The organism is Synechococcus sp. A10-1-5-9, assembly GCF_047716785.1.
GTDB lineage: Bacteria > Cyanobacteriota > Cyanobacteriia > PCC-6307 > Cyanobiaceae > Synechococcus_C.
On record NZ_CP180406.1, the window covers coordinates 2412607 to 2435839 of the forward strand.

Below are 23233 nucleotides of genomic sequence, written 5' to 3' on the forward strand. Positions count from 1 at the left end.
GTCTGTTGCAACTTTTGCTTGAAAAATGAGAGACAGGCTGGTCGGTTGGCACCTAGGGGTAAGCCTCTAACCCCAGTTATTGTTATGTTTCTGATTCGAAGTGATCAAGATCACAGGCAGCTTTGACACAGGTCATCAAGTGGACCAGCCATTCCGGAGATGGTGTGTCCATCGAAGGGAGCAATCCCAACGACACAAACCACTCACGCTGCATCACCATGGCATACGAACACACGCTGACCGAAGCAAAATTTGTCAGCTTTTTTCAGCAATTATTTGGCGCAGAGAAAGGTGTCTATGACGCTGACTATTTTCGTGAAATCAATGAAAAAGACAAGCCCTACCAAAAAGATACCCTCGTCATTGATGAAAAGCAAGATGTCAATGGAAGCATCTCCTGGGACATGCAATCAGGTGAATTTAAGCAAACCCAGAGGTTTCGCGGCAATCAACATGTTGACGAAATGAAGCTGATTAACTTCGAGAATCTAGATGGAAGTACTGCAGACAGAATCGACTTCAATATTTTCGGAACCAATGATGACAACATCATCACCACCTCGGATGGCGATGATCAAATCAATGCAAGAGGCGGCCATAACATCATCCGGACCGGTGGCGGTGAAGACATCATCACAGGCGGTGTCGGAGTTGACGTGGTCACCGGTGGCGATGGAAGAGATACTTTCATCACCCAAGCGGGGAGCGGCCTAATGTTCATTGAAGACTTCACGCAAGGTGAAGACGTTCTGAGAATGGTTGAAGGAGTGGCAGATGGTGTTGATCCGATCATCAAAAACTATCGAGAGGCCTGGGGAGATATCCGCGAACACTTGATGTTTTCGGTAGGACTTGATCCCTGGCAATCGGAAGCCATTTACTTTGATCTTATTGACGATGTTAATGCAGCCTCTGTGATCTACAAGGACGGTGATCTGGTTGCTGTGATTGATGGAGTCCGCGCAGATCAGTTAATGATCAGTGCGGACATTAACGCAATCATCTGAGTCTTTCTAAAGAATCCCAGCAAAATCCGTCGCTACTGATGCAATTGCTAACGATGGCAAAATATCCGGGTGCATGCATGCTCTCTGATAACAAATTGTGGAAAAGAATTAATGTATAAACATTCACCCCGTCAGTAATGTCGGGGTTTTGTTGCTTGTGCAGCAGCAAGGTATCAGTCTTGTCATAGCTTGAATACAGAAGTGTTGGGAGGCCACCGATGGACTTTTTGACTGAGACCAATTACCACCAGGCATGGAGCAATCATGCTGACAGAAAACAGATGCGTCAACATCATAGGAAGAGTCACTGAGCGGGATTTGGTGTGGTCGAACCCTTTCAATGCATGCGTCACGATATTTCAATCTCTGGAATAGATCTTGGTCAAAACTGCTGCGAGTACTCATGGAATTGAGTGAAAAATGCCAAAGACAATGGTGTAGCAGATGGCGGCGGTGCTGGATCAAGCTGAAACGGACTTCGAGCTGCTGATGAGTTCCGGCTAGCCCGAGAAAGTGGCAGCGGCTTTCGGGATCCTGCTTCGGTTGCTGTTCTGCAGCTCGAAACGGCTTCAAGCGGGCATGGCATTGGATCAGCACGTTGATGACTCAAAGGTGATGTATCAGAGCAACGTGAGCATCAAACAGTGTTAGCGGCAGGTTGGCCAAGTCCTTTTGATGTGACCACCTTCAATGCCTTTCACCGCTTCAACGAGGAACGTGATGGCGCAGCTTGGTGTCCGAGGCCAAGACCCCAAGACGGCAATACGCTTCACTATCTCCGCAAATCACCCACCAGCAAACAGGCGGTGTGGGATCTGAATGCTGCTGTTCGCGCCTGGACTCAGGCCAAAAAATCAGTGAAGCCATTCAGTGATTGACCGCATCGATTTACGCGGAGCAGATTTACAAGCTGCACAATTTTCTGTGGATTGAGATCAATAAGGCCGTGTTGCCCGTCTGTGACGACGAGAGGGCCAATAAGGCTCTGAACTCCCACTTGATCAGTTGGCGCAATTGCAGCGTCATCATTGATCTGTCGGTTGTCCGCGAGGTGCCGTGATCCTGGACATCATCGGTTTCTTTTGCTCGTTGGCCTTCTGGCGTTGGGGGCCTGGGCTTTGTGGAAGCTTTTCAGAGCACTCTGGGGGCTTACTTCCCGGCGTCCACCAAGCGAGCGCGATCAGCAGGCACTGGATTGGTGGACAAAGAAGCCCTAACCACCAATCGCTCGAGGAAAGCGCGGTCGCTGCTGTCAACGCGTCTACAGAGGTGTTTCTTGCGCACGATGATCAAAGGTCCGACCCCCGCAGGGTTTTTGATTTATCTGTAGCATTTAATTATATTGCAATGACTGCAGGCGAAGGTAGGTTATTAAGCCTATTTCATGAAGTTGAGTAAAAAGGTCGTGCGACGATACCAATAACGTAACTCTCCTAAATATTGGATCTACAGATTCCCTTTAGATTCTTTGGTGCGTTGCTGGTGGGCTCTGCCCTTCTTCCAATGGCCAAAAATCCTAAAGAGTTTGCCTTGCTGGGAGGCACTTTCCTCCTTGGACTTGGAGCGCTTGAATTAGCGCTCAGAGTAGGGGGCTTTTAACTACGCCCTTCTACTGCTTGCCAGGCATCCAGAACCTCAGGAAAATGCTGCTCAATGCATGCATCGCAGATTCCATGCGTGAAATTCAAATTTGATCTTTGAGAAAGATACTTGTCAAGATGCATCCAATTTCCGTCTTTATCCTTGGCCTTCCGGCAGTAAGAGCATGTTGAAATCATCCTATTGTTTTCAGTATGCGCGCAAAAAGATTCAATCAAATTGATCGATTTTTTTCGCAGCTCTAGAAACGAAACCACCTGCCTTGCGAGAGCTTTCATTACACCACATTCTTTATCGGTTAATTGGCGGGGTACTCGATCAATGACACATAGTGTGCCCACTCTCAATGCCTCACTATTTTCAAGAGGAAAACCTGCATAAAGCCTTATCTTTGGGTCGCCACAAACAAGTGGATTGTCATGGAAGCGATCATCCATCAGTGCATCTGGGACAATGAGTGGGTCGGATGAATGAATTGCGTGGGCGCAAAAAGACCAATCTCTGGGCGTCTCTTCTATGTCAACCCCTACTTTCGACTTGAACCACTGTCTGTCAGTATCAACTAAGCTAAGAAGAGCAATTGGGGTTGAGCATACACTTGAAGCAATTTTGGTAATGTCGTCATATGACTGCTCTGGTTTTGTGCCAAGAATTTTGTACTCATTGAGAGCGCTTAGCCGCTGTGCTTCGTTTCCTGGATACGTTGCGGCAGGCAAAGCAATTCCTTTTATTTTTCAATGTTAGATCTAATTGAATGATGGTCAATCTAATAACATAAAAGTTATCTTGCCTGGCACTGAAGCAGGTAATGTGCATTTCTTGGCTTATAAGTTTGACGAGTTGGGGTTGGTGAATGACCAGCTGGAGGCAGTGATTAGCGTGAGCGGCGCAGCAAGCTCGTAAAGGGCATCTGATGGCTGACCTTCTCAAGCACCCTGCCTTGCTCGCCTGGATTCATGCCTGCGTGGTGACAGACCACATGGATGTTGTTTTCGCCCCAGAAGACGATCGGTGGGCTCACGTTCACAACGCTGCTGATTGCTTGCGCCACACCTTCTCAATGAAGATTCCCGTTGCGGTTCGGGCTCCCTGCCTGTAGAAGGAAGGTGACGCCGATGTCTTCAAGAGTTGGCATGCTTTAGGCGTTCAAGACCTGGGTAGCGAGTCAGGGGAGGAGCTGATGGCGGCAGGCTTGCGGGGGCAGCCAAATTTTAAATCTTTAGCTCAGTTAAGGGAGTAAGGCGGTTGAAATCTGGGGTTACTTTATTGCTTGCAGACTGCGTCGCATTGATCTCAGGTTTCGCGACTTATTTCCTTTGCTCAACACAAACCGATATCTTTATGGCAGAATCACTAGTATTGAGGCTAATGATTTAATTGAAGAGCAGAGTCTAAATATGTTAAGTCCAAGCAGCTTTACTTTTATAGACTCACAGGATTTTTTGCTAAGTGGCATTCAAAGTCTTGTTATTCCCGATAGCGTTACTTCCATTGATGGCAATGCATTTGCAGATAATCTATTAACTAATGTTGTCATTGGCAATGGAGTCACTTCTATTGGCTTCGATGCATTTAGAAACAATCAACTCACTAGCGTTGTCATCCCCGGTAGCGTTACTTCCATTGGTGGTAATGCATTTGCAGATAATCTATTGACAAGCGTTGTCATTGGCAATGGCGTCACTTCTATTGGCTTCGATGCATTTAGAGGCAATCAACTCACTAGCGTTGTCATCCCCGGTAGCGTTACTTCCATTGGTGGTAATGCATTTGCAGATAATCTATTGACAAGCGTTGTCATTGGCAATGGAGTCACTTCTATTGGCTTCGATGCATTTAGAAACAATCAACTCACTAGCGTTGTCATCCCCGGTAGCGTTACTTCCATTGGTGGCAATGCATTTTCAGGCAATCTATTGACTAGCGCTGTCATTGGAAATGGCGTCACTTCTATTGGCTTCGATGCATTTAGAAATAATCAACTCACTAGCATTGTTATCCCCGATAGCGTTACTTCCATTGGTGGCAATGCATTTTCAGGCAATCTGTTGACTAGCGCTGTCATTGGAAATGGAGTCACTTCTATTGGCTTCGATGCATTTAGAAATAATCAACTCACTAGCGTTGTCATCCCCGATAGCGTTACTTCCATTGGTGGCAATGCATTTTCAGACAATCTATTGACAAGCGTTGTCATTGGCAACAGCGTTACTTCTGTTGGCATCGATGCATTTAGAAATAATCAACTGTCTAGCCTTATCATCCCCGATAGCGTTACTCGAATTGGTGCTAGAGCATTTGCAAATAATCAGCTAACCAGAGTTGTCATCCCCGATAGCGTCACTATGGTTGCTGGTGATGCATTTGATCCCAGCGTAGAGTTGATTTTTGGCGATGGCTTGATAGGTGATAATTTTGACAATGCTCTAATTGGTGGAGCTGCTAATGACTTTGTTTTCGGGAAGCTCGGAGATGACTTTATTGATGGTGGAGAAGGTAACGATACTGCTCAATTTACGGAGGCGAAGAATCGAGTTGACCTCCGCAATGCAGAGCTTCAGGTCACTGGTGATGGTATTGATCAGTTGATTTCAATTGAAAATGTAAATGGGGGGGCTGGTAACGACAAAATCAAGGGTAATAGGTTTGCTAATATTCTCAATGGAGAAGATGGTAATGATAAATTAACTGGTCTTGGAGGTGGTGATGTCTTGTCTGGAGAGGGAGGTAATGACAAGTTGTTTGGTGGCAGCGGGGACGACAAATTATTTGGTGGAAATGGAAAAGATAAATTAAAAGGCGATAAAGGTATTGATCAACTTTGGGGTGGAGAAGGTAGGGATATCTTTGAAGTCACCACAGGCGATGGTTACGACATCATCGAAGACTTCACTGATAGAAAGGATCGTATCTTCTTAGGGGCAATTTCTTCGGATGTTGATCTTATTGTACTCGGACGGGATATTCTCATTGTTCAGCAATTAGACGCACTGGCTCTTGTCAAAAATGGCGCTGGCAAGCTTCAGTTGGAAGGTGAGTTTCTCATCTGATATTTAGTGAAATCACATGCTGCGCTCATCGCCACACCAACAAGCGCGCAGAAGATGGAATCGTTGTGGAGTAAGCCCATGACCTGTACTCAATATATGAGTCGATCCTGCGGGCTGGAGTGCTGCCTGGCAAAAGCCGAGCAGTTTGCCTCTTTCGATATCAATGAGTCCCTATTCGTCGAGTTCTGTCCCTTGGTTCAGCGCTATGGAGAGATGGAGCTCATCCCACTTCCTGACGCCAAGTCGGAGTCCACTGTTGCAGCGCTTCGTAGGATGTTCATCCTGCTGCAGCCTTCTCTGGCGCAGATTGCGGACAACCATGGTTTAGCAGTGCTGATCCACTCCATAGGTGAATTGTTGACAAGTCATGTAGATACAGGATCCCCTAAAGCTTCTCAGATCCTTGTCCTCAAGAAAGTCCCAAACCCCCATAGAGGCCTATGGTTCCACATCTGTACAATTCATTAATGGGTAGTAGTCAAGAGTTCTCAACATCTAAATGGGGAAATGGGCAATTGTCTGAAATCGGGTGGAGAAATCCCCCATTTTGGGGAAGTGCATTCAGGCGAGAACGGCGAAGGTGAACACAGATGAAATAGCACTATGAGAGCGATATCCCTGATGGCTGCCTTCGTTGGAATCGTGGTGATTACGGGTTGCAGTGGTGGAACCCAAGCCGTGAGTGAGCCGACACCGCAGATTGTCAACGAAAGTGGCTCGCTTGATGCAGCAAACGACAAGCTGCGGAAAGCCTGTTTGACTGGTTCTTTTTTTGGAAGAGGGCTATTTGAACAGGGTGCTTGCCATCAATACCGCTAAGTGATCACTTTGGTTGACTTCAAGAGAAAGAATTTGGGCCGTTTGGGGGATGCGCCTTCCCCACCCTTTGAGTGACGGGGGAATTGGGTAATCCGGCGGCCCCCAGTGAAATGTCCGAAGGATTACCCATTCCCCGTGTGCCGTTGGCGCATCAGGTTTGAACTGCACGATCTTCTGCTGGTCAGCAATGGCCAACTATGGTCTCCACTCGGATTAAGTCGGGTTGGAAACCAAAATCAACCAGCTACAGCGGAAATGCTGTACGGCGCTTTGGGCAAGCTTGTGGGCATTGGATCGAGCTTGCCTGAAGCCAATGCTTTGGCGCGGACGTACATCTGGCTTGATGTGGAACCAGCTGCTTCCTTTGCCTTTGCGACGATGTCCCAGTTGCGTACTTCGGTAGACAGTTGAGGTTGATTGAAGGAGTAGAAACTATCGCCAGCCAACTGACCTGGCCCTGATGGTGAAAACCGCCAAGGGACCGAACCAGCGAAACGTGAAAGTTCACCGCCTACGACCTGGCTTCTCCAGATGTTCGAATGGATTTTGGCCAGTAATGGATCACTTTTCACCCAGTAGGTCGTTCCACGTCACTGATCCATCGCAACAGAGCGGCTTGAGAGGGCGCGGCTCCCTTGACCCAGAGCAGCACCCGCGTCGAGCATTTCGCTCGGCTTCAGGTTCGCATCCGCGATGGTCAGGGCCAGGGCTTCTGCTGCATCCATAAACCGGCGTTGCCGAACAGACCTGTCCATGATTTCTCCCTTGAATGTTGTGCGGGCCACCCATCAGGACTCGCAGGAGTGATGCGGCCAGCTACTACCCCTAACGCCCCCTCTTAGTCTGCCGAGGGCTCCAGTGGTCAAGTTATTGGGACATCTCCCGAAGGAACAGCAAAGGTGAGCGCGAGAATGCAGAGATGGATGTCGAACAGCTGGAACAGCTAGCCGCTGTGATCGTAACGGCAGGGCTAGTAGCAGGAAATTTCCTATTGTTCACCCCCTGGCGGGATGGTCAGGATCCGAGGCAACGACAACCTGAACGCTTACTACCTCAGAACGAATCGATTCATCGGCCTGGTACGCCAGGTATCTAGTTCACGTCGATGGGTAGACCCCTCGCATCGGATGGGGGAATCGAGCGTCAACCCCGCCGGTGCAGCTCTGATGGGAATTGGTCAGCACCTCGAGCTCCCTCCATAGCGAGCATCTGCTGCAGGCCCAAGCAACTCCACTGATCACCTTTTTTGGGAAGCCTGATGCTATGAAAGCGGCGCTGAGAGCAATACAAGACCCGAAAGGGGAAAGCAGGGGGCGTTGTGGTGTGGCTATCGATCTCCCGACAAGACCTCACGCACACCACCCTGTCATCAATGGCGGGGTTTTTGTTGGTGGAACGTAAGACGTCCTTTTTCACTCAGACAGCATCCCAAGCCACGCTACGGAGTGCTGACGTCGAGCAGCGCACTGATCCAGAAAGACCTTCAGACAGCCCCAGGAGTGTGGTCAGCGCGATAAGCCGGGCGTTTGAATGGGGCAGTGTTCGTGGGCCATCTGACGTAAGACAGCATCTGTTCCGTTTGTGTTGTGAGACTCTCTGTAGACAGCCAGTTGATTGTTTAATTCCTGGCAGCTCTTGCGTTTGAGATCCATTTGATCAATTCGTGAACTGATCTAACCATGGCCATCGTTGAACAGCAGTTGAAGTATCAGATAGCACTTTTTGTCTCTCAATTTCGCTACGGGAAAACCTGGCCATCCTGCCAATGCGCATTTGCTCAGATGCGGCAAAGCCCCAACCAGCACCACATCCGCAAGGCATCCAGCACGCCTTGCGGCTTCAGGGCGACAAACGCCACGTGAAGGTGGCTCTTTCATGAAGTTCACGGAAGGGGTATTCCGTAAGCCAGTGACCCTGTCCACTGGAACAACTCTCAAGTTCCTTCAGCGCGGGAATCCTCTCAGGAGTTGCATCTGAACCATGCCCATCGACCTTAGGTGCCCCTTGCGCTGATTCAGGAGCTGCTCCTGGCGCTACTTGCAAACGATCCTGATGACTTCAAGGCATTTCTGTCTCTTGGCATCGAACGTCTTGGAAAGGTTGCTGTCATTGAGCGATGGTGGTCTGGATGGACCCGATTCTCACGACAGACGAAGCGGACAGGCTGGTGGGTTGGCACCTTGGAGTCATCCTCTGACCCAGTTGGGGGAGGCAGACGGCTGAAATCGGGCAAATAAATCTCTTAGTTGGGGGAGGTGCTTTTTAGTGAGAACGGCGATGGTGAATACATCTGAGGGACGACCTCCACTACTCCAAACTCAAATGACACTCTTCAACGCAATCGCTGCTGCTGCAATCGCTGGTACTGCACTTATTGCCAGCACTACTCCTGCATCTGCGCAGTATTACGGAAATCGCACTTATACATCCCAACAGCGCACTAATGGATTCCGAGTCCGTGACAACTATGGCAACAGCAGTATTTTTACCAATCGTGGAGACGGTAGTTACAACTTTGAAAATTCCAATGGTGGTTATGGCTCTATTCGCTTCCGCAACTATTGATCAACTTCGTCGGGAAGCCAGAAGCAATGAATGCGGGGCTGAAAGCTACACAAGGCCCTTCGGGCTAAAGCATGGCACGTGGTTGTCGCTATCGATCTCCCGACAAAACATTCACCCCGTCTGCAATGGCGGGGCTTTTGTTGATCAATGGACAGTGTCATCAGCAAGTGTGACAACTCAAAGTTATTAAGTGACAATGAAAGGGTCTAAGCAAAATTCAAATGCCTTTGTCGAGCAACCCGAGAATTTCTAAGGTGTTATTACAGCTATCATGGATTGTTGGAGGCATTGGATTCTGGAATGCTTTTAACTCCATTGGTTCTGGAGATGTTGGCGCTTCTACTCAATGGATATCAGCGTGGGCTGTCGGCGGAGTAGGACTGTTGTCCTTTGTTCGGCATGCCGTCTTTCACAGAAGTGATGCGGTGCGCATGGGCTGGGTCTATAGACAACGAAACGACTTTCAGCTTGAAGTTGGTTTCGCAAATCTCGCGTGGGGTGTGGTAGCAATCGTTGGACTGATCCAAGGATGGGATGCACAAACCCTCGGAGCATTGATCTTACTTGTCGGCATTTATATGTTGCAGGCGGCGGTCTTACACCTTCTTGAGCTAAAGGAAGCCAAAAATCCCAGATACGGAAGCAAGTTTGTAAACCTAGCGTATGCCATTTGCTTGTTTTGGTTTGGAATCAAGGCTCTCTCTGTATGAATCCAATGGATTCTTGAGTGGCGCATATTTGACTGATGCGAACCTGACTGACGTGAATCTGCTGCCCAATGCCTGGAGCATCACAACTCGTCCCAATGGCACCAGAAACGAGTGTGTTTTGCTCTGTACAGCAGTGCAACTGTTGGGTTGAATGTTGTGATTATTTCTACGCCAGAAATTGGCAGGGGATGCAGTGTCTAATGTGACAATTCATGGCTCGAGTCACGCTTCACTCCGCCAGCATTGGTGGAGTTTGTAATTGCCCTCTTAGAGCGGGGAATGCTTTCAGCAGTTGCCCTCTTCGGACACGGTGTCTGCGGCCCAGGCAAGCGGTAGCGTCATGGTCGAAGCGTTGGCCCGCCGGCGCCATACGTCACGCGCAGAAAATCTTGCCGCGCATATTTCGAACGGACCAACCCATGGGGCAGGCACCCCGCAAACGGAGCACCCATGAGGGCTGCTTTGCCTTCCCTGCCAGGTAAGTGAGTGCAAATGCAGTACGTCTCCGGGAAAAGCTGGGTGAGCGCAAGGTGAGTGCAGATGCCATTGCGCATTAAAAAAGGGACCTCGGAAATCCTGAGATCCTTTTGTGTAACTGACGCCCCCTGATGGATTCGAACCATCGACCGACTGCTTAGAAGGCAGTTTTAAGGCCTAGTGCTGATGGTCGTTTTTCAGTCTATGACTGGATTTCTGCAGATCTGTGCAAGTCGCTGCACGCCGTTGCAAGCGTGATATTCCGTAAAAGTGGGAGCAGTGCTCTCACTTTCTTGCGGCTCCGCTTCAGGCCTCTGCAGCCCCCTGCAACCGCTGATGACTGACTGCTTCATAGGCAGTTGCTCCCTGCTGCTCCACCGAATGGATTACATCAGCCATCTGCAATCGCTTGCTGGTCTGCGTCAGGTGGGCCAGTGCCAATCGGAAGGCAACAGCCACCGATTCAGGGTCCTTCGATTGCATCAGCTCCATCCACGGTCCCTCCATCTGTTCCAGATCCGACATGGCCATCAGCGCCACCATTTCGACGCACGGAATCTGGGCTGAAGGCATCAGCAGCTGGCGGGGTCACAGCAGCCAGTCTGCCGGGACTGAATCAACCGACCAGCCCGAGCTGGCACATCAAATGCAGGCTGGCTCACAGCTCTTCAGTTGATCGAAGGGGATCAGTCCAAGCCCAGAGGGAACCGCCGCCATCGGTTCACTTCTCCCCGATCAGATCGATCCAGCTCAATCGCCCCGAGCAATCGCTTCCTGCTCCTCAAAGAACTGGATTCCATCAGCCACTTGCCACGGCTTTCTGGTTTGCCCAACATCCGAGGCCTAGCCGCAGACAGTCATCGCCCTGGGTCGTCTACCTGCCGAACTGAGGCGCCTGTGCCTCCAGGTATTTGGAACGTCAGCTTGCATAACTCGTGCACCGAATCTGCAGACGCCAGCGTTTCCGAACGGTTGTAAAGCCCTGATGAAAAGTCGAAAAGCGTGCCAAACGTATCTTGCGTCGCTAAAAATATTGATGTCTATAGGTACGCCTCAAGACCTGCAATACGGAACCATCAATCCTCTGAATTTGTTACGATTGCAGCTGTGAATGGATTCGCTTTTTGGCCGCAAGAAGCCTTTCTCTCACTGGCCTACAGCATGTGCGGCGGCAATGACCTGCTCGCCATCGGCCGTTCCCGTCGATGTCAATCACCCCCGCTCAAGTCGCTTCAAGCCACACCCAACACAAGCGGATCGACTGAGCGATGACTCAACTGCTGCTCACAGGCACCTCCGCATCCACCAACGCCAACCTCAGCGAGGCTTTGTTGTTGGTGGAGGATCGCCTGGCGACCTGGAGCAGCAATCAAGGCTCCTTTAATGACCTGCTGCGCCAGGCGTTTGGGGTGCCTCCAAGCACCAGCGCCAAGAGTGCCGCTCTGCTGGCTTCGATCCAAGCATCCGGTCTGGGGATCAGCGTCCAGATCCTGGATGCCACAACGATGGATGGCCTGATTGCTGCTTACACCAGCGCAGCGCCGGATGATGGCGAACGCATCTACCTCAATGCCGCCTGGCTGGAGCTGGCCACCGCTGAGCAAATCGAGGCCGTGCTGCTCGAGGAACTCGGCCATGCCATCGATCGGCGCCTCAACGGTTCAGCCGACACGGCTGGTGATGAAGGCGCAATCTTCTCAGCCCTATTGCGCGGAGAAAGTCCCGATCCAGCGGCTTATCGAGACAACGACCAACGGATCCTGATTCTTGATGGCATCGCCGTTGCGGTGGAGGCCTCACTCGACACCACCAGACCCACCGGCAGCCTATTCCGCGCGACGGCTCCGGCATTCTCCGCAGCCGTCACCAATCCCTTCGGGATTCAAGATGTTGGAATCTCCGCCGCCCCGGCCTTTGCTGATGCCGATAGAGACGGCGATCTTGATCTCTTCATTGGTAACGAGGCCGGTAACACTCTCTTCTTCCGCAACACCGCAGCTCCAGAAGCCACCACTCCCGCGTACGCCGCAGCTGACACCAATCCCTTTGGGATTACGAATGTTGGCGATTACGCAACTCCTGCCTTTGCTGACGCCGATGGCGACGGCGATCTTGATCTCTTCATTGGCAACGATGACGGTAACACTCTCTTCTTCCGCAACAACGCCGCTGCAGGCGCCACCACTCCCGCGTACGCCGCAGCTGCAACCAATCCATTTGGACTCATAGATGTAGGAAGAGCAGCCAAACTGGCATTTGCCGATGCCGATGCCGACGGTGATCTTGATCTCTTCATCGGTGAGTTCAACGGCGGCATCGACTTCTTCCGCAACACCGCTGCTCCAGGCGCCACCACTCCTGCTTTCGCCGCACCTGACTTCAATCCCTTCGGGTTCATAGATCTTGGAGACTCCGCCAGCCCGGCCTTTGCTGATGCCGATGGCGACGGTGATCTCGATCTCTTCATCGGCGAGGCATACGGCAACACCCTCTTCTTCCGCAACACCGCCGCTCCAGGCAGCACAGCTCCCGCTTACGCCGCAGGCGTCATCAACCCCTTCGGGATCACGGAAGTTGATTCCATCGCTAACCCGGCTTTTGCTGACGCCGATAACGACGGTGATCTCGATCTCTTCATCGGCAATTTCAACGGCGACACACTCTTCTTTCGCAACACCGCTGCTACACCTGTAGCCCCGGTCGAGTCAGCTACCGCTGATGGCACCTACGGCATTGGCGATGTCATCGACATCACTGTTTCCTTCTCAGAAGCCGTTTTTGTCGACACCACGGGCGGTAACCCCACACTCCAGCTGGAAACCGGAACCATCGATCGCAAAGCGATCTTTGTATCCGGCTCAGGCAGCACCACCCTCACCTTCCAATACACCGTTCAAGCCGGTGACATCTCCGCTGATCTTGATCAGCTCTCCTCAACAGCACTTGAACTCAACGGCGGCACCATCGCCGATGCTGCCGGCAACAATGCCATCCTCACCCTTGCTGAACCAGGGGAAGCGGGCTCGCTTGGCGACAATGCCGATCTGGTGATCGACACCACCAGACCTACCGGCAGCCAGGGCAGTTTTGCGACAGCTCCCGCTTTCTCCGCAGCTGAAATCAATCCCTTTGGGATTGAGAATGTTGATTTCAACGCAGCCCCGGCTTTTGCTGATGCCGATAACGACGGTGATCTGGATCTTTTCATAGGCAATCTCGACGGCGACACCCTCTTCTTCCGCAACACCGCTGCTCCAGGCAGCACCACTCCTGCTTACGCCACAGCTGTCACCAATCCCTTTGGGATTACGAATGTTGGCTCCTTCGCCGCCAGCCCGGCCTTTGCTGATGCCGATGGCGACGGAGATCTTGATCTCTTCGTTGGTCAAAGAGGCGGCAACGCCCTCTTCTTCCGCAACACCGCCGCTTCAGGCGCCACCACTCCTGCTTTCGCCGCAGCTGAAATCAATCCCTTCGGGATTACGAATGTTGGTTTAAGAGCTAACCCGGCCTTTACTGACGCCGATGGCGACGGGGATCTTGATCTCTTCATCGGCAACAAAGACGGCGACATCTTCTTCTTCCGCAACACCGCCGCTCCAGGCAGCACCGAGCCCGAATTCGCCGCAGCTGAAACCAATCCCTTCGGGATTACGGAGGTTGGCTTCCTCACAAGACCTGCCTTTGCTGATGCCGATAACGACGGTGATCTTGATCTTTTCATCAGTAATGGCGGTGGCAACACCCTCTTCTTCCGCAATACTGCCGCTCCAGGCTCCACCAATCCCGCTTACGCCGCAGCCGTCACCAACCCCTTCGGGATAACGAATATTGACTCCACCGCAAGCCCTGCCTTTGCCGATGCTGATGGCGACGGTGATCTCGATCTTTTTATCGGTAATTCACGAGGCAACATCCTCTTCTTCCTCAACACTGCTGCAACACCCGTAGCCCCAGTCGCCTCCACCACTGCTAACGGCTCCTATGGCATCGGCGATGTCATCGACATCACTGTTTCCTTCTCAGAAGCCGTTGTTGTCGACACCACAGGCGGCACACCCACTCTTCAGCTGGAAACAGGACCCATCGATCGCAAAGCGATCTTTGAATCCGGCTCAGGCAGCTCCACCCTCACCTTCCGTTACACCGTTCAGGAAGGGGATACTTCCGCTGATCTTGATCAGCTTTCATCAACAGCACTCGAACTCAACGGCGGCAGCATCGCCGATGCCGCAGGGAACAACGCCATCCTTACCCTCGCTGAACCAGGAGCACAAGGATCGCTAGGAGCCAATGCCGCTCTGGTGATTGACGGTGTGTTGCCAACTGTCACTGGCGTTGACTCCACCACAGCAGATGGCACCTACGGCATTGGCGATGTCATCGACATCACCGTTGCCCTTGATGAGGTCGTGTTCGTCACAGGCACGCCCACTCTTCAACTCGAAACCGGCAGCACCGATCGCAAAGCGATCTTTGAATCTGGCTCAGGCAGCTCCACCCTCACCTTCCGTTACACCGTTCAGGAAGGTGACACCTCCGCTGATCTTGATCAGCTTTCATCAACAGCACTCGAACTCAACGGCGGCAGCATCGCCGATGCCGCAGGGAACAACGCCATCCTTACCCTCGCTGATCCAGGTGCAGCCGGATCCCTCAGCGCTGATGCCGCACTGGTGATCGACACCATCCGGCCCACTGGGAGCCAAGGCAGCTTCGCGACAGCTCCCGCTTTCGCTACAGCCGTCACCAATCCCTTTGGAATCACCGGTGTGGCCATCTCTGCCGCCCCCGCCTTTGCTGATGCCGATAACGATGGTGATCTTGATCTCTTTATCGGCAATGAATTCGGCGATACCCTCTTCTTCCGCAACACCGCCGCTGAAGGCGCCACCGTTTCCGCTTATGCCGCAGCTGTCACCAACCCCTTTGGGATCACGGATGTTGGAGATTTTGCCAGCCCTGCCTTTGCCGATGCCGATGGCGACGGTGATCTGGATCTCTTCATCGGCAACAAAGGCGAAATTGTCTTCTTCCGCAACACCGCCGCTCTAGGCGCCACCTCACCCGCTTACGCCGCATCTGAAAACAATCCCTTCGGGATCGGGAATGTTGGCTTTTTCCCCAGCCCTGCCTTTGCCGATGCCGATAACGACGGTGATCTCGATCTCTTCATCGGCGGCAAAGGCGGCGACACCCTTTTCTTCCGCAACACCGCTGCGCCAGGCGCCACCACTCCTGCTTTCGCCGCAGCTGAAATCAATCCCTTCGGGATTACGAATGTTGGTTTAAGAGCTAACCCGGCCTTTACTGACGCCGATAACGACGGTGACCTCGATCTCTTCATCGGCAGTGGCAACGGCGATACCGTCTTTTTCCGCAACACTGCCGCTCCAGACAGCACCACGCCCGCTTACGCAACAGCCGTCACCAATCCCTTCGGGATTACAGATGTTGACGAAGCCAGCCCTGCCTTCGCTGATGCCGATAACGACGGTGATCTGGATCTCTTCATCGGCGGCAAAGGCGGCGACACCGTCTTCTTCCTCAACACCGCTGCAACACCCGTAGCCCCGGTCGACTCTGCCACCGCTGATGGCACCTACGGCATCGGTGCTGTCATCGACATCACTGTTTCTTTCTCAGAACCCGTTGTTGTCGACACCTCTGGCGGCACACCTACCCTTCAGCTGGAAACCGGAACCATCGATCGCAAAGCGATCTTTGTATCCGGCTCAGGCAGCACCACTCTCACCTTCCGATACATCGTTCAAGAAGGGGATACTTCCGCTGATCTTGATCAGCTTTCCTCAACAGCACTCGAACTCAACGGCGGCACCATCGCCGATGCCGCTGGTAATTCAGCTCTCCTCAATCTCCCCAACCCAGGTGCAACTGGCTCACTGAGCGCCAATAAAAACCTGGTCATCGATGGCATCGCACCCTTCGTCAGTAGGGACACCCGCATATACGTTTTAGAAGCGACCAATCCTTTCGGAATCTCCGATGTCGGCCTCTCGGCTAAACCCACCTTTGCCGACATTGATGACGACAGTGATCTTGATCTCTTCATCGGCAATCGAGACGGCAACACCCTCTTCTTCCGAAACACCGCCGCTGCAGGCTCCACCGCTCCCGCCTACGCAACAGCTGCCAGCAATCCCTTTGGTCTCTCAGACGTAGGCCGTGCAGCCAGCCCAACCCTGGCCGACATTGATGGCGACGGTGACCTTGATCTCTTCATCGGCAATCGAGGCGGCAACACGCTCTTCTTCCGCAACACCGCCGCTCCAGGCAGCAGCGATCCCGATTACAGCCAAGAACGGGGGGCCAATGGTGCACCCAATCCCTTCGGGATCACCGGCGTGGGGCGTTTCGCTAAGCCCTCCTTTGCTGATGCCGATAACGACGGCGATCTCGATCTCTTCATCGGCAACCTACGCGGCAACACGCTCTTCTTCCGCAACACCGCTGCTGCAGGCTCCACCGCTCCCGCCTACGCACAAGCCGCCACCAATCCCTTTGGAATCAACGATGTAGGCCTCTCCGCCTCCCCCGCCTTCACTGACATTGATGGCGACGGCGATCTGGATCTTTTCATTGGGAACCGAGACGGCAACACCCTTGTCTTCCGCAACACCGCCGCTCCAGGCAGCAGCGATCCGGCCTACAGCCAAGAACGGGGGGCCAATGGTGCACCCAATCCCTTTGGAATTACTGATGTGGGCTTCAACGCAAGCCCGGCCTTTGCTGATGCCGATGGCGACGGTGATACTGATCTCTTCATCGGCAATGCCGCTGGTAACACCCTTGTCTTCCGCAACACTGGTGCTGCGCCTGGGGTGAACTCCTCCACCGTCAACGGTGTCTACACCACCGGTGCTGTCATCAACCTCACCATCGGCTTCTCAGAACCCGTGTTTGTCGACACCACGGGCGGCACACCAACCCTTCAGCTGGAAACCGGCAGCATCGATCGCAAAGCGATCTTCATCTCCGGCTCCGGCAGCCGCACCCTCACCTTCCAATACATCGTTCAAGACGGTGATTCCTCACCTGATCTGGCTCAGCTCTCCTCCTCCGCACTGGAACTCAATGGCGGCAGCATCAGCGATGCCAACGGCAATCCAGCCATCCTGGTCCTCCCTCAACCTGGAACTCCGGGTTCCCTCAGTGCCAATGCCGATCTGATCATTGATACCAACGATGTCATTGCCTCAACGATCAGGTCCTCCGAAAGCCTGACGCTTCCAGACGGCATTGCAAACTTGATCCTCACCGGCACAGCCAATATCAATGGCAGAGGCAATGACCTTGACAACAGACTTGAAGGCAATGCAGGCAAAAATCGCCTGAACGGCAAAGCTGGCAGTGACACGCTGATTGGCAAAGAAGAAAAAGACAGACTCACCGGCGGCAGCGACGCCGATATTTTTCTCTTTCAATCCATCAATGACTCCGGCATAACCAATGCAACAAGAGATCAGATCACTGATTTCACAGCAGACGACACCATTGACCTCTCCCGCATTGATGCCGATCCAAACACAATCGGAGATCAAGCCTTTGTGTTCATTGGATCCGATCGGTTCACAGATATTGGCCAGGCAAGGTTTAGCAACGCTGTCCTCAGACTGAATATTGACGACGATCTGTTTGCAGACTTTCAAATCAACCTTAAAGGAGTCAGCGAACTATCCACAGACTCCTTGATCCTCTGATTCACCCAAGCCAGATAAGGAGAAGGAACCACGTTATAATTGATTAATACGAAAAACTTTCATGGCATAGTTTTTATCGTTTTATTGATGAGTGATTAAAGCCGCGTCCACTAGGAGCAGGCGCCCGTTTTTACTGAACAAGGGACCATGGAGGATCCGAGATCGGTTGATGTAACTGACGCCCCCTGATGGATTCGAACCATCGACCGACTGCTTAGAAGGCAGAAAAGTGGCCAGTCGTAGCAGCACTTTCCCTAGTGATACCAAGGGTTTGTCCGATTAGGGGGTCTTGGGGGTGGACAGGAAATGGGCAGAAGTGGACAAGGAATTAGTGGTTTTGTCCACTTTCGTGTCCTGTTTTCTGACGGCCTGCAGTCAGCACGTCTGACCTGTCAAAGCGGATGGAGGTCTCCATCTGACGGGTGGTGGTGTGGAGCAACCGCAGCAAGAACCCGTAAGCGCATGCCACCTGCTTTGGCTCGCCTGACCCCATCAGCCTGTCGATGTCCGTCTCGGCTTGATCCAGCACAGCCAGCGCCTGCAGTGACACCTGACGGGTGTGAGTCATGCGTTCATTTCCGGTTGCTCAGTCTGCTCAGCGTTTCCCGGGTGGTTTGCGGTTCTGCGGCTTTCTTGATGGTGTCTTTGGCTTTGCTGGTGGCTGCTGCTGTGGCTGGTTGACGACAGCGGGACAACAGCACTAGAACAAGTGTACTAGCAATTGAGTCGTGGAGGAGTGGGGCTTTGTCGATGACCGCGACCTGCAGAACTGGAAAGGCGGCGTGGTCTGCATGACCTGTCAGCACTTCACCTATGGCGTCGACCAGCACTGCCGCACCATGGTGGGGTGCAAGCTCAGGCAGAAGCAGCTGCAGCAGGGTGAGCACCTAAGCAAGCGATGCAGGCTTTGGGCGCCTACGTCATAAGCGGCGATGGGCTGGGCTCCTGAAGCGGGATAGGTGGGGGGAGACGCGGGCGAGGGAACCCGCTGCTTTTCATCTCCCAAGGCGTGGCAGTGTTGCTCGCGCCAAGACAATCCTCAAATAGCGCTTAATTGAGCTCAATGAGCCTTAATGCCTAATAGGTGTTCGGGGGGGGTACATATCGGCGCTTCATCCACCAATGTTGAGGAGAAGGCAGTGGTGCCTTCAATGCGTCAAGCATCAGGGGGATAGCTGAGGGGCTGCCCCCTTTTTGATGCCTGCTTGCGGTGCTGCGGTTGTGGTCTAACCAGCGGGGCACACTCAAGGCAGTCACGTTTGAACTGTGATCTCGGTATGCAGATGACGCTTGCCTTGCTTCAGGAAAAACTACTAGCGCTACGTACCAATGAACCTGATGACTTCACGGAATGGCTGACCCTAGGCATCGAACGGCTTGGAAAGCATGATGTCATTGAGCTGATGGTCGATTGGTTGGAACCGATCTTCACCACTGACGAAGCAGACAGGCAGGTGAGTTGGCACCTAGGGGTGAGCCTCTAACCAGATGGTGGATGCGAAGCCCTGAAATCGGGCAAAAAGATGGTCCTTTTTGGGGAGTTGCTTTCAGATGGGAACGGAGATGGTGAAGAGGTCCAGGAGGGAAGACCTCCACAACACCAATTGATTGAAATTTTTAACTGTAATCTTCGTTGCTGCTGTTTTCGGCTCCGTATTAAGCGGAATTTTTCCAATTCATGCCGTGTCTCTATCAATGGGTGCTTGCATCAGTCCAGCTAGGCATGCGATCTCTTACGTAAAGTACGGAAATTGGTCGCGTTGGAGTGACTACATGATCAACGCTCAGACGATCTGTCACTACGCAAAGTAGGCAGGTGGTTCTGATCAGTTGCGGCTTTTTATTTGCAGATTGCTGATACAACTAACCCCTAAGAGCTAGCCTTTTTCACTGACCCACTCTTTGTAATTCTCTGATTTCAGTATGATCTTCAAGGTATTCAGCGAGCTGGAGAAAGTCTGTTCTTGGCGCACTTCGGCCGGCCACTGGTTGGAATGCAAGTTGTGGCTTGCTGCCATCGACTATGTGATAACCCCAATACAGCAGTGAGTCACTTCTCCTTATCTTGGCATAGTCAGGATTGATGAGATGACATTTCTTGTCAGAAGATTGGTAATCTGATATGTACTTATTAAGAGCTGCCAAAAGTATATCATTTCGTTTTTTCATGGATTTCGCCGCATTAAAGCAGTTGACTAATGCAAACATTTGAGCTGCTGAATTTATGCTTCTAATATGCTTGAATGTTCTAGTAATTACGTCTCCATTTTTGGCAACACCAAGGGGGTTTAATGTTGTTGGAATAACGCAATAGTCAAATTTCCTGACTAGCTCTTGCGGATTTTCGGCAAGAACAGGTGAGCAATCGCAGATGACTATCTTGACATCAGAGTAACTGCGCTCGTCCCATTCATCTGCATTAAGGACGGTTATTGTTGCTCCCAGCTCACCCTTCTTGTGAGAAGGAACATACAGCGAAGCGTCATCGTCAGATTCTTGATCTTCAAGAAATAGTTTTCGTAGATTTTTGTCAGGATCTAAGTCTAGAAGTATAACGTCATAGCCCTGCAGTGCAAAAGCTCCAGCCAAATGAGCGGCTACAGTCGTTTTCCCAACCCCACCCTTACAGGTAAAGATTCCAAAATAACGAAGTTTTGCTTTTTTCTTCTCGGTATCAGTTGGTGCAATCCTTGATTCTTGATGATCAACGTCAATGTCGCCATCTGGTGAATATGCCCATTTAATTCCAGATGGGGTTGATATCCCTAGTTTTAAATTCTGAGGTTGCTCTGTTGAGACGGATGTAAGAGCAGGCTTACTAAAGCCACTTGCAGATACAAACTACCCGGAATTAAAATCGCTGCCGATTGGTAGTTCAAGAAACTCCAGAAATTTACTTAGTTGAGATACATTTGACTTGGCCTTGTGATTTTTAACCTGAACTGCAATTCTTTGTCCATCTTTGAGGAGCTCTAAATCATAACCTTGTTGATTCCTTGTAGGCATAATCACTTTATAGCCCATTCGCTTGCATTGCATGGCGACGTGCTTTTCAAAATCAAGTGGGTCTTCGATGCGAAATTGTTCTGCCATGTTTGAATTTGAAGAAGAGATAGGTCTTCGTTAAAATCTATTTTTTTGACGTCTGACCAGGCTTTGCTTTCTTTGTTCAGTTTTTAGCTTCGATTGTGTTGCGTCTTCGAATGAATGCCCAATAAGCATACCCTTTGCAGCACTGCTAACAGCTTAAAACACTGATCGGGCTAAGTATTTATACGTAATTGTTTTTTCTGCATTGCTTCTTGCTGATTGATAGAGAGGTCCTCAATAAAAACTTTATTTTTGGTCTTTTGGTGGTCGAATATGCTTGACCCTTGATCAGGTATACGACCGAGAATCAAATTAAATTACGCAGGCAAAAAAAATTACTGTTGATTTTGATTTTCAGAGGGAAAGAGATCAGGGGGAATAAGCTTAATCGTGAATACAAGCGCAATCATGTAAAAATCAGGCGCTAAAATGAACACTCAAAAAACATCATTAGGCTTGCCCCATCAGAAACGGCGGAGCGATTAAGTTCCTTCCTAGATGGGGGATCTCAAAACAAAAACACCGCCATTACTGACTTGGCATCACCCCAAAGGGTTGGCGGCTTATCGCTGACCCGGATGATGTCGCTGCGCTTAATCAAATGCAGTTCACCCACCATTGGCCCACGCCCGGGTGCTGCTTTGCCTTGATGGCGGCCGACACGAATACGGGCAAACTCACCCTCGATGGCCATCAACACACCATCCATCAATATCGATTCGCCGCTGTCGTCGCAGAGATTCAATCCGTACGACTCTTTTGTTATCGCCGGACCCAAGATCACCACGTCACCGGTACTGAACCCCTCCCACAATCGGCTCAGGCGGTCCTGTTTCACTGCAGCTGACTCATCCATCCGCTGACGGATTGCAGCCCATGCCGGTGCTGCTGCAGCCATCTGCTGTTGCCACTGCAATGCCTTTGGAACAAAGCCTTTGATGTCCATCACCAGACCCTGTAATTGCTACCGCCGGACTGCCATTTGGCCCGTTGCCACATCACGCCGTACCTGACCGCATCAAGGCTGTGATTCGCGCACCCGTCGGCGATCCGCTCCACATCCCGGGGGTGCCGGGGCAGCGTTGGCCACGTGTTCATCAGCCCTTGGCAAGCACCACTCCACTGAAGCCAAGGCGTCTCAGGATCCCGACCAGCGGCCTGCAGCATTGTTCTGACCAGCGCCAACCCGTTGATCTCCCTGGCGTTCATCTTTCCGACCCGGTGCAGCCGGCACCCTGCAGCTTTGAAGTCCCCGGCAGTGGATCCCCGATCGGAGCCCGTTGCGTTGAACACGGCGTCATCAGCGATCACCTTTGTGGTGTTCGGGTTCAGCTTCCAGCGCTCCAGCCATTCGATGATCCCGGCGGCCTGCTCCGCATTGCTCAGATACATCCCTCGAGTCCAGTCCCGTTGGCCACCGGCCGTGCTCGCCGCCACGTAGAACTCATCCAGAAGCCAGATGCTCCCTTTCGGCGCACCCTCGGGATCTGGTAGGCATAAATACGCAACGCTCGGTGCTGAGCATCCCCAGTCCATGCAAACGAACGCACGCTGGAGATCTTCTGGAGCAATCCCCCCTGGCCTCACATCACGCAGGCTCCGGCGGACACTGAAGCTGCTCCCGAAGAACGCACCGGCGATATCGACATCAAGCCGGCCATGGAGCCAAGCATCCAGCAGCGCAGGATCTTCCGCGCAGGCGACCTTGATGTTCCGGATGTATTGATCCAGATCGAGGTGCTGGTTCGATGCCGCCGTGAACGTGGCAAAGATGCAGTGCTTCCCTAGATCCTCCGAGAAGAACCGGCTGGCCCGCCCGGGCTCCGGATAACCAGCAGGGATGCCATAACGGGCCTGCAGCACCGGATGGAACGGCCCACCAGGATCGTCCTGGTCGGTACGCCGGCAGGGCCACGCAGCGTTGCAGCAGCCGAATCGATGAAGGCTGAATCGAAATGGTTACCGACCTCATCGTGGATCGCGCAGATAAACGATCGACCTGGAGCCTGGCCAACGCTTTGACCTGCTCCCCGGGGCCGGCGCCGGTGTAAGCCAGCTCGACCTTCCCGAAGGGCATGTCTTTCCCGCCCAACCTGAAGGTCATGTCAGACCCGCTGTAGGTCGTCCCGGGGAACACCACCGATAGATAACGCCAGAGCAACCCCTGCAATTCCGTCAGGCCCTGGAACGTCGTT

The 23233-nt window shown here is 52.1% G+C and carries 22 protein-coding genes and 1 tRNA gene; 13 read left to right on the forward strand and 10 right to left on the reverse strand.

Annotated features, from left to right (window positions below):
- Positions 1-218 precede the first annotated feature (218 nt).
- Complete coding sequence (locus tag ACLM45_RS12745; protein WP_415409618.1) at positions 219-1007, forward strand: hypothetical protein; 789 nt, start codon at positions 219-221, stop codon at positions 1005-1007.
- Positions 1008-1684: 677 nt separating this feature from the next.
- On the forward strand, positions 1685-1885 hold the full coding sequence (locus tag ACLM45_RS12750) for a hypothetical protein (protein ID WP_415409619.1): 201 nt from the start codon (positions 1685-1687) through the stop codon (positions 1883-1885).
- Between the two features lie 717 nt (positions 1886-2602).
- Here the strand turns inward: ACLM45_RS12750 and ACLM45_RS12755 are convergent.
- Positions 2603-3322: a GAF domain-containing protein gene (locus ACLM45_RS12755; protein WP_071933714.1), complete on the reverse strand. Its 720-nt coding sequence runs from the start codon at positions 3320-3322 to the stop codon at positions 2603-2605.
- A 197-nt stretch (positions 3323-3519) separates the two neighbouring features.
- Between ACLM45_RS12755 and ACLM45_RS12760 the strand changes: the two genes are divergently transcribed.
- The 3 genes from ACLM45_RS12760 (at position 3520) to ACLM45_RS12770 (ending at position 6475) form a co-directional block, all read left to right on the forward strand.
- Positions 3520-3705, forward strand: coding sequence for a hypothetical protein (locus tag ACLM45_RS12760; RefSeq protein WP_415409620.1), 186 nt, complete (start codon positions 3520-3522; stop codon positions 3703-3705).
- Positions 3706-3922: 217 nt separating this feature from the next.
- Positions 3923-5656 carry a leucine-rich repeat protein gene (locus tag ACLM45_RS12765; protein WP_415409621.1) on the forward strand — a complete coding sequence of 578 codons (1734 nt, stop codon included), beginning with the start codon at positions 3923-3925 and terminating at the stop codon, positions 5654-5656.
- A gap of 621 nt (positions 5657-6277) precedes the next feature.
- Entirely contained in the window at positions 6278-6475 is a 198-nt protein-coding gene (locus ACLM45_RS12770; protein WP_415409622.1) for a hypothetical protein, read from the forward strand.
- Between the two features lie 236 nt (positions 6476-6711).
- On the opposite strand, the gene ACLM45_RS12775 is transcribed toward ACLM45_RS12770, so the two are convergent.
- Positions 6712-7047 (reverse strand): hypothetical protein, encoded by a 336-nt coding sequence (locus ACLM45_RS12775; RefSeq protein ID WP_415411453.1) that lies wholly within the window; start codon positions 7045-7047, stop codon positions 6712-6714.
- A gap of 18 nt (positions 7048-7065) precedes the next feature.
- On the reverse strand, positions 7066-7260 hold the full coding sequence (locus tag ACLM45_RS12780; RefSeq protein WP_415409624.1) for a hypothetical protein: 195 nt from the start codon (positions 7258-7260) through the stop codon (positions 7066-7068).
- A 225-nt stretch (positions 7261-7485) separates the two neighbouring features.
- Between ACLM45_RS12780 and ACLM45_RS12785 the strand changes: the two genes are divergently transcribed.
- From ACLM45_RS12785 to ACLM45_RS12800, 4 genes are all read left to right on the forward strand, one after another.
- Positions 7486-7677 carry a hypothetical protein gene (locus ACLM45_RS12785; RefSeq protein ID WP_415409625.1) on the forward strand — a complete coding sequence of 64 codons (192 nt, stop codon included), beginning with the start codon at positions 7486-7488 and terminating at the stop codon, positions 7675-7677.
- 477 nt (positions 7678-8154) lie between these two features.
- Positions 8155-8337, forward strand: a complete 183-nt coding sequence (locus ACLM45_RS12790; protein WP_415409626.1) for a hypothetical protein — start codon at positions 8155-8157, stop codon at positions 8335-8337.
- A gap of 460 nt (positions 8338-8797) precedes the next feature.
- Positions 8798-9040 carry a hypothetical protein gene (locus tag ACLM45_RS12795; protein WP_415409627.1) on the forward strand — a complete coding sequence of 81 codons (243 nt, stop codon included), beginning with the start codon at positions 8798-8800 and terminating at the stop codon, positions 9038-9040.
- A gap of 221 nt (positions 9041-9261) precedes the next feature.
- On the forward strand, positions 9262-9750 hold the full coding sequence (locus tag ACLM45_RS12800) for a DUF6790 family protein (RefSeq protein WP_415409628.1): 489 nt from the start codon (positions 9262-9264) through the stop codon (positions 9748-9750).
- A gap of 599 nt (positions 9751-10349) precedes the next feature.
- On the opposite strand, the gene ACLM45_RS12805 is transcribed toward ACLM45_RS12800, so the two are convergent.
- Positions 10350-10404 (reverse strand) — tRNA-Ser (locus ACLM45_RS12805).
- A 129-nt stretch (positions 10405-10533) separates the two neighbouring features.
- Complete coding sequence (locus tag ACLM45_RS12810) at positions 10534-10800, reverse strand: hypothetical protein (protein ID WP_415409629.1); 267 nt, start codon at positions 10798-10800, stop codon at positions 10534-10536.
- Positions 10801-11334: 534 nt separating this feature from the next.
- On the opposite strand from ACLM45_RS12810, the gene ACLM45_RS12815 reads away from it, so the two are divergent.
- Both ACLM45_RS12815 and ACLM45_RS12820 read left to right on the forward strand, forming a co-directional pair.
- Entirely contained in the window at positions 11335-11499 is a 165-nt protein-coding gene (locus ACLM45_RS12815) for a hypothetical protein (protein ID WP_415409631.1), read from the forward strand.
- Positions 11496-17948, forward strand: coding sequence for a beta strand repeat-containing protein (locus ACLM45_RS12820; RefSeq protein ID WP_415409633.1), 6453 nt, complete (start codon positions 11496-11498; stop codon positions 17946-17948). Before ACLM45_RS12815 ends, ACLM45_RS12820 begins: the two co-directional genes overlap by 4 nt.
- Positions 17949-18276: 328 nt before the next feature.
- On the opposite strand, the gene ACLM45_RS12825 is transcribed toward ACLM45_RS12820, so the two are convergent.
- The gene (locus tag ACLM45_RS12825) at positions 18277-18516 is read right to left on the reverse strand and encodes a hypothetical protein (RefSeq protein WP_415409634.1); all 240 of its coding nucleotides are present in this window, start codon (positions 18514-18516) and stop codon (positions 18277-18279) included.
- A 160-nt stretch (positions 18517-18676) separates the two neighbouring features.
- Here ACLM45_RS12825 and ACLM45_RS12830 point away from each other — a divergent pair, with 160 nt between their 5' ends.
- Positions 18677-18874: a hypothetical protein gene (locus tag ACLM45_RS12830; protein ID WP_415409635.1), complete on the forward strand. Its 198-nt coding sequence runs from the start codon at positions 18677-18679 to the stop codon at positions 18872-18874.
- 351 nt (positions 18875-19225) lie between these two features.
- Positions 19226-19432: a hypothetical protein gene (locus ACLM45_RS12835; RefSeq protein ID WP_415409636.1), complete on the forward strand. Its 207-nt coding sequence runs from the start codon at positions 19226-19228 to the stop codon at positions 19430-19432.
- Positions 19433-19835: 403 nt separating this feature from the next.
- Here the strand turns inward: ACLM45_RS12835 and ACLM45_RS12840 are convergent, their stop codons facing one another.
- The 4 genes from ACLM45_RS12840 to ACLM45_RS12855 form a co-directional block, all read right to left on the reverse strand.
- A complete protein-coding gene (locus ACLM45_RS12840) occupies positions 19836-20711 on the reverse strand; it encodes a ParA family protein (protein ID WP_415411433.1) in 876 nt (291 codons plus the stop codon).
- 78 nt (positions 20712-20789) lie between these two features.
- On the reverse strand, positions 20790-21041 hold the full coding sequence (locus ACLM45_RS12845) for a restriction endonuclease (protein WP_415409638.1): 252 nt from the start codon (positions 21039-21041) through the stop codon (positions 20790-20792).
- Positions 21042-21546: 505 nt separating this feature from the next.
- Positions 21547-21984, reverse strand: a complete 438-nt coding sequence (locus ACLM45_RS12850) for a hypothetical protein (RefSeq protein WP_415409640.1) — start codon at positions 21982-21984, stop codon at positions 21547-21549.
- Positions 21984-22901: a hypothetical protein gene (locus ACLM45_RS12855; protein WP_415409642.1), complete on the reverse strand. Its 918-nt coding sequence runs from the start codon at positions 22899-22901 to the stop codon at positions 21984-21986. The genes ACLM45_RS12850 and ACLM45_RS12855 overlap by 1 nt, the downstream gene beginning before the upstream one ends.
- Between the last annotated feature and the right edge of the window lie 332 nt (positions 22902-23233).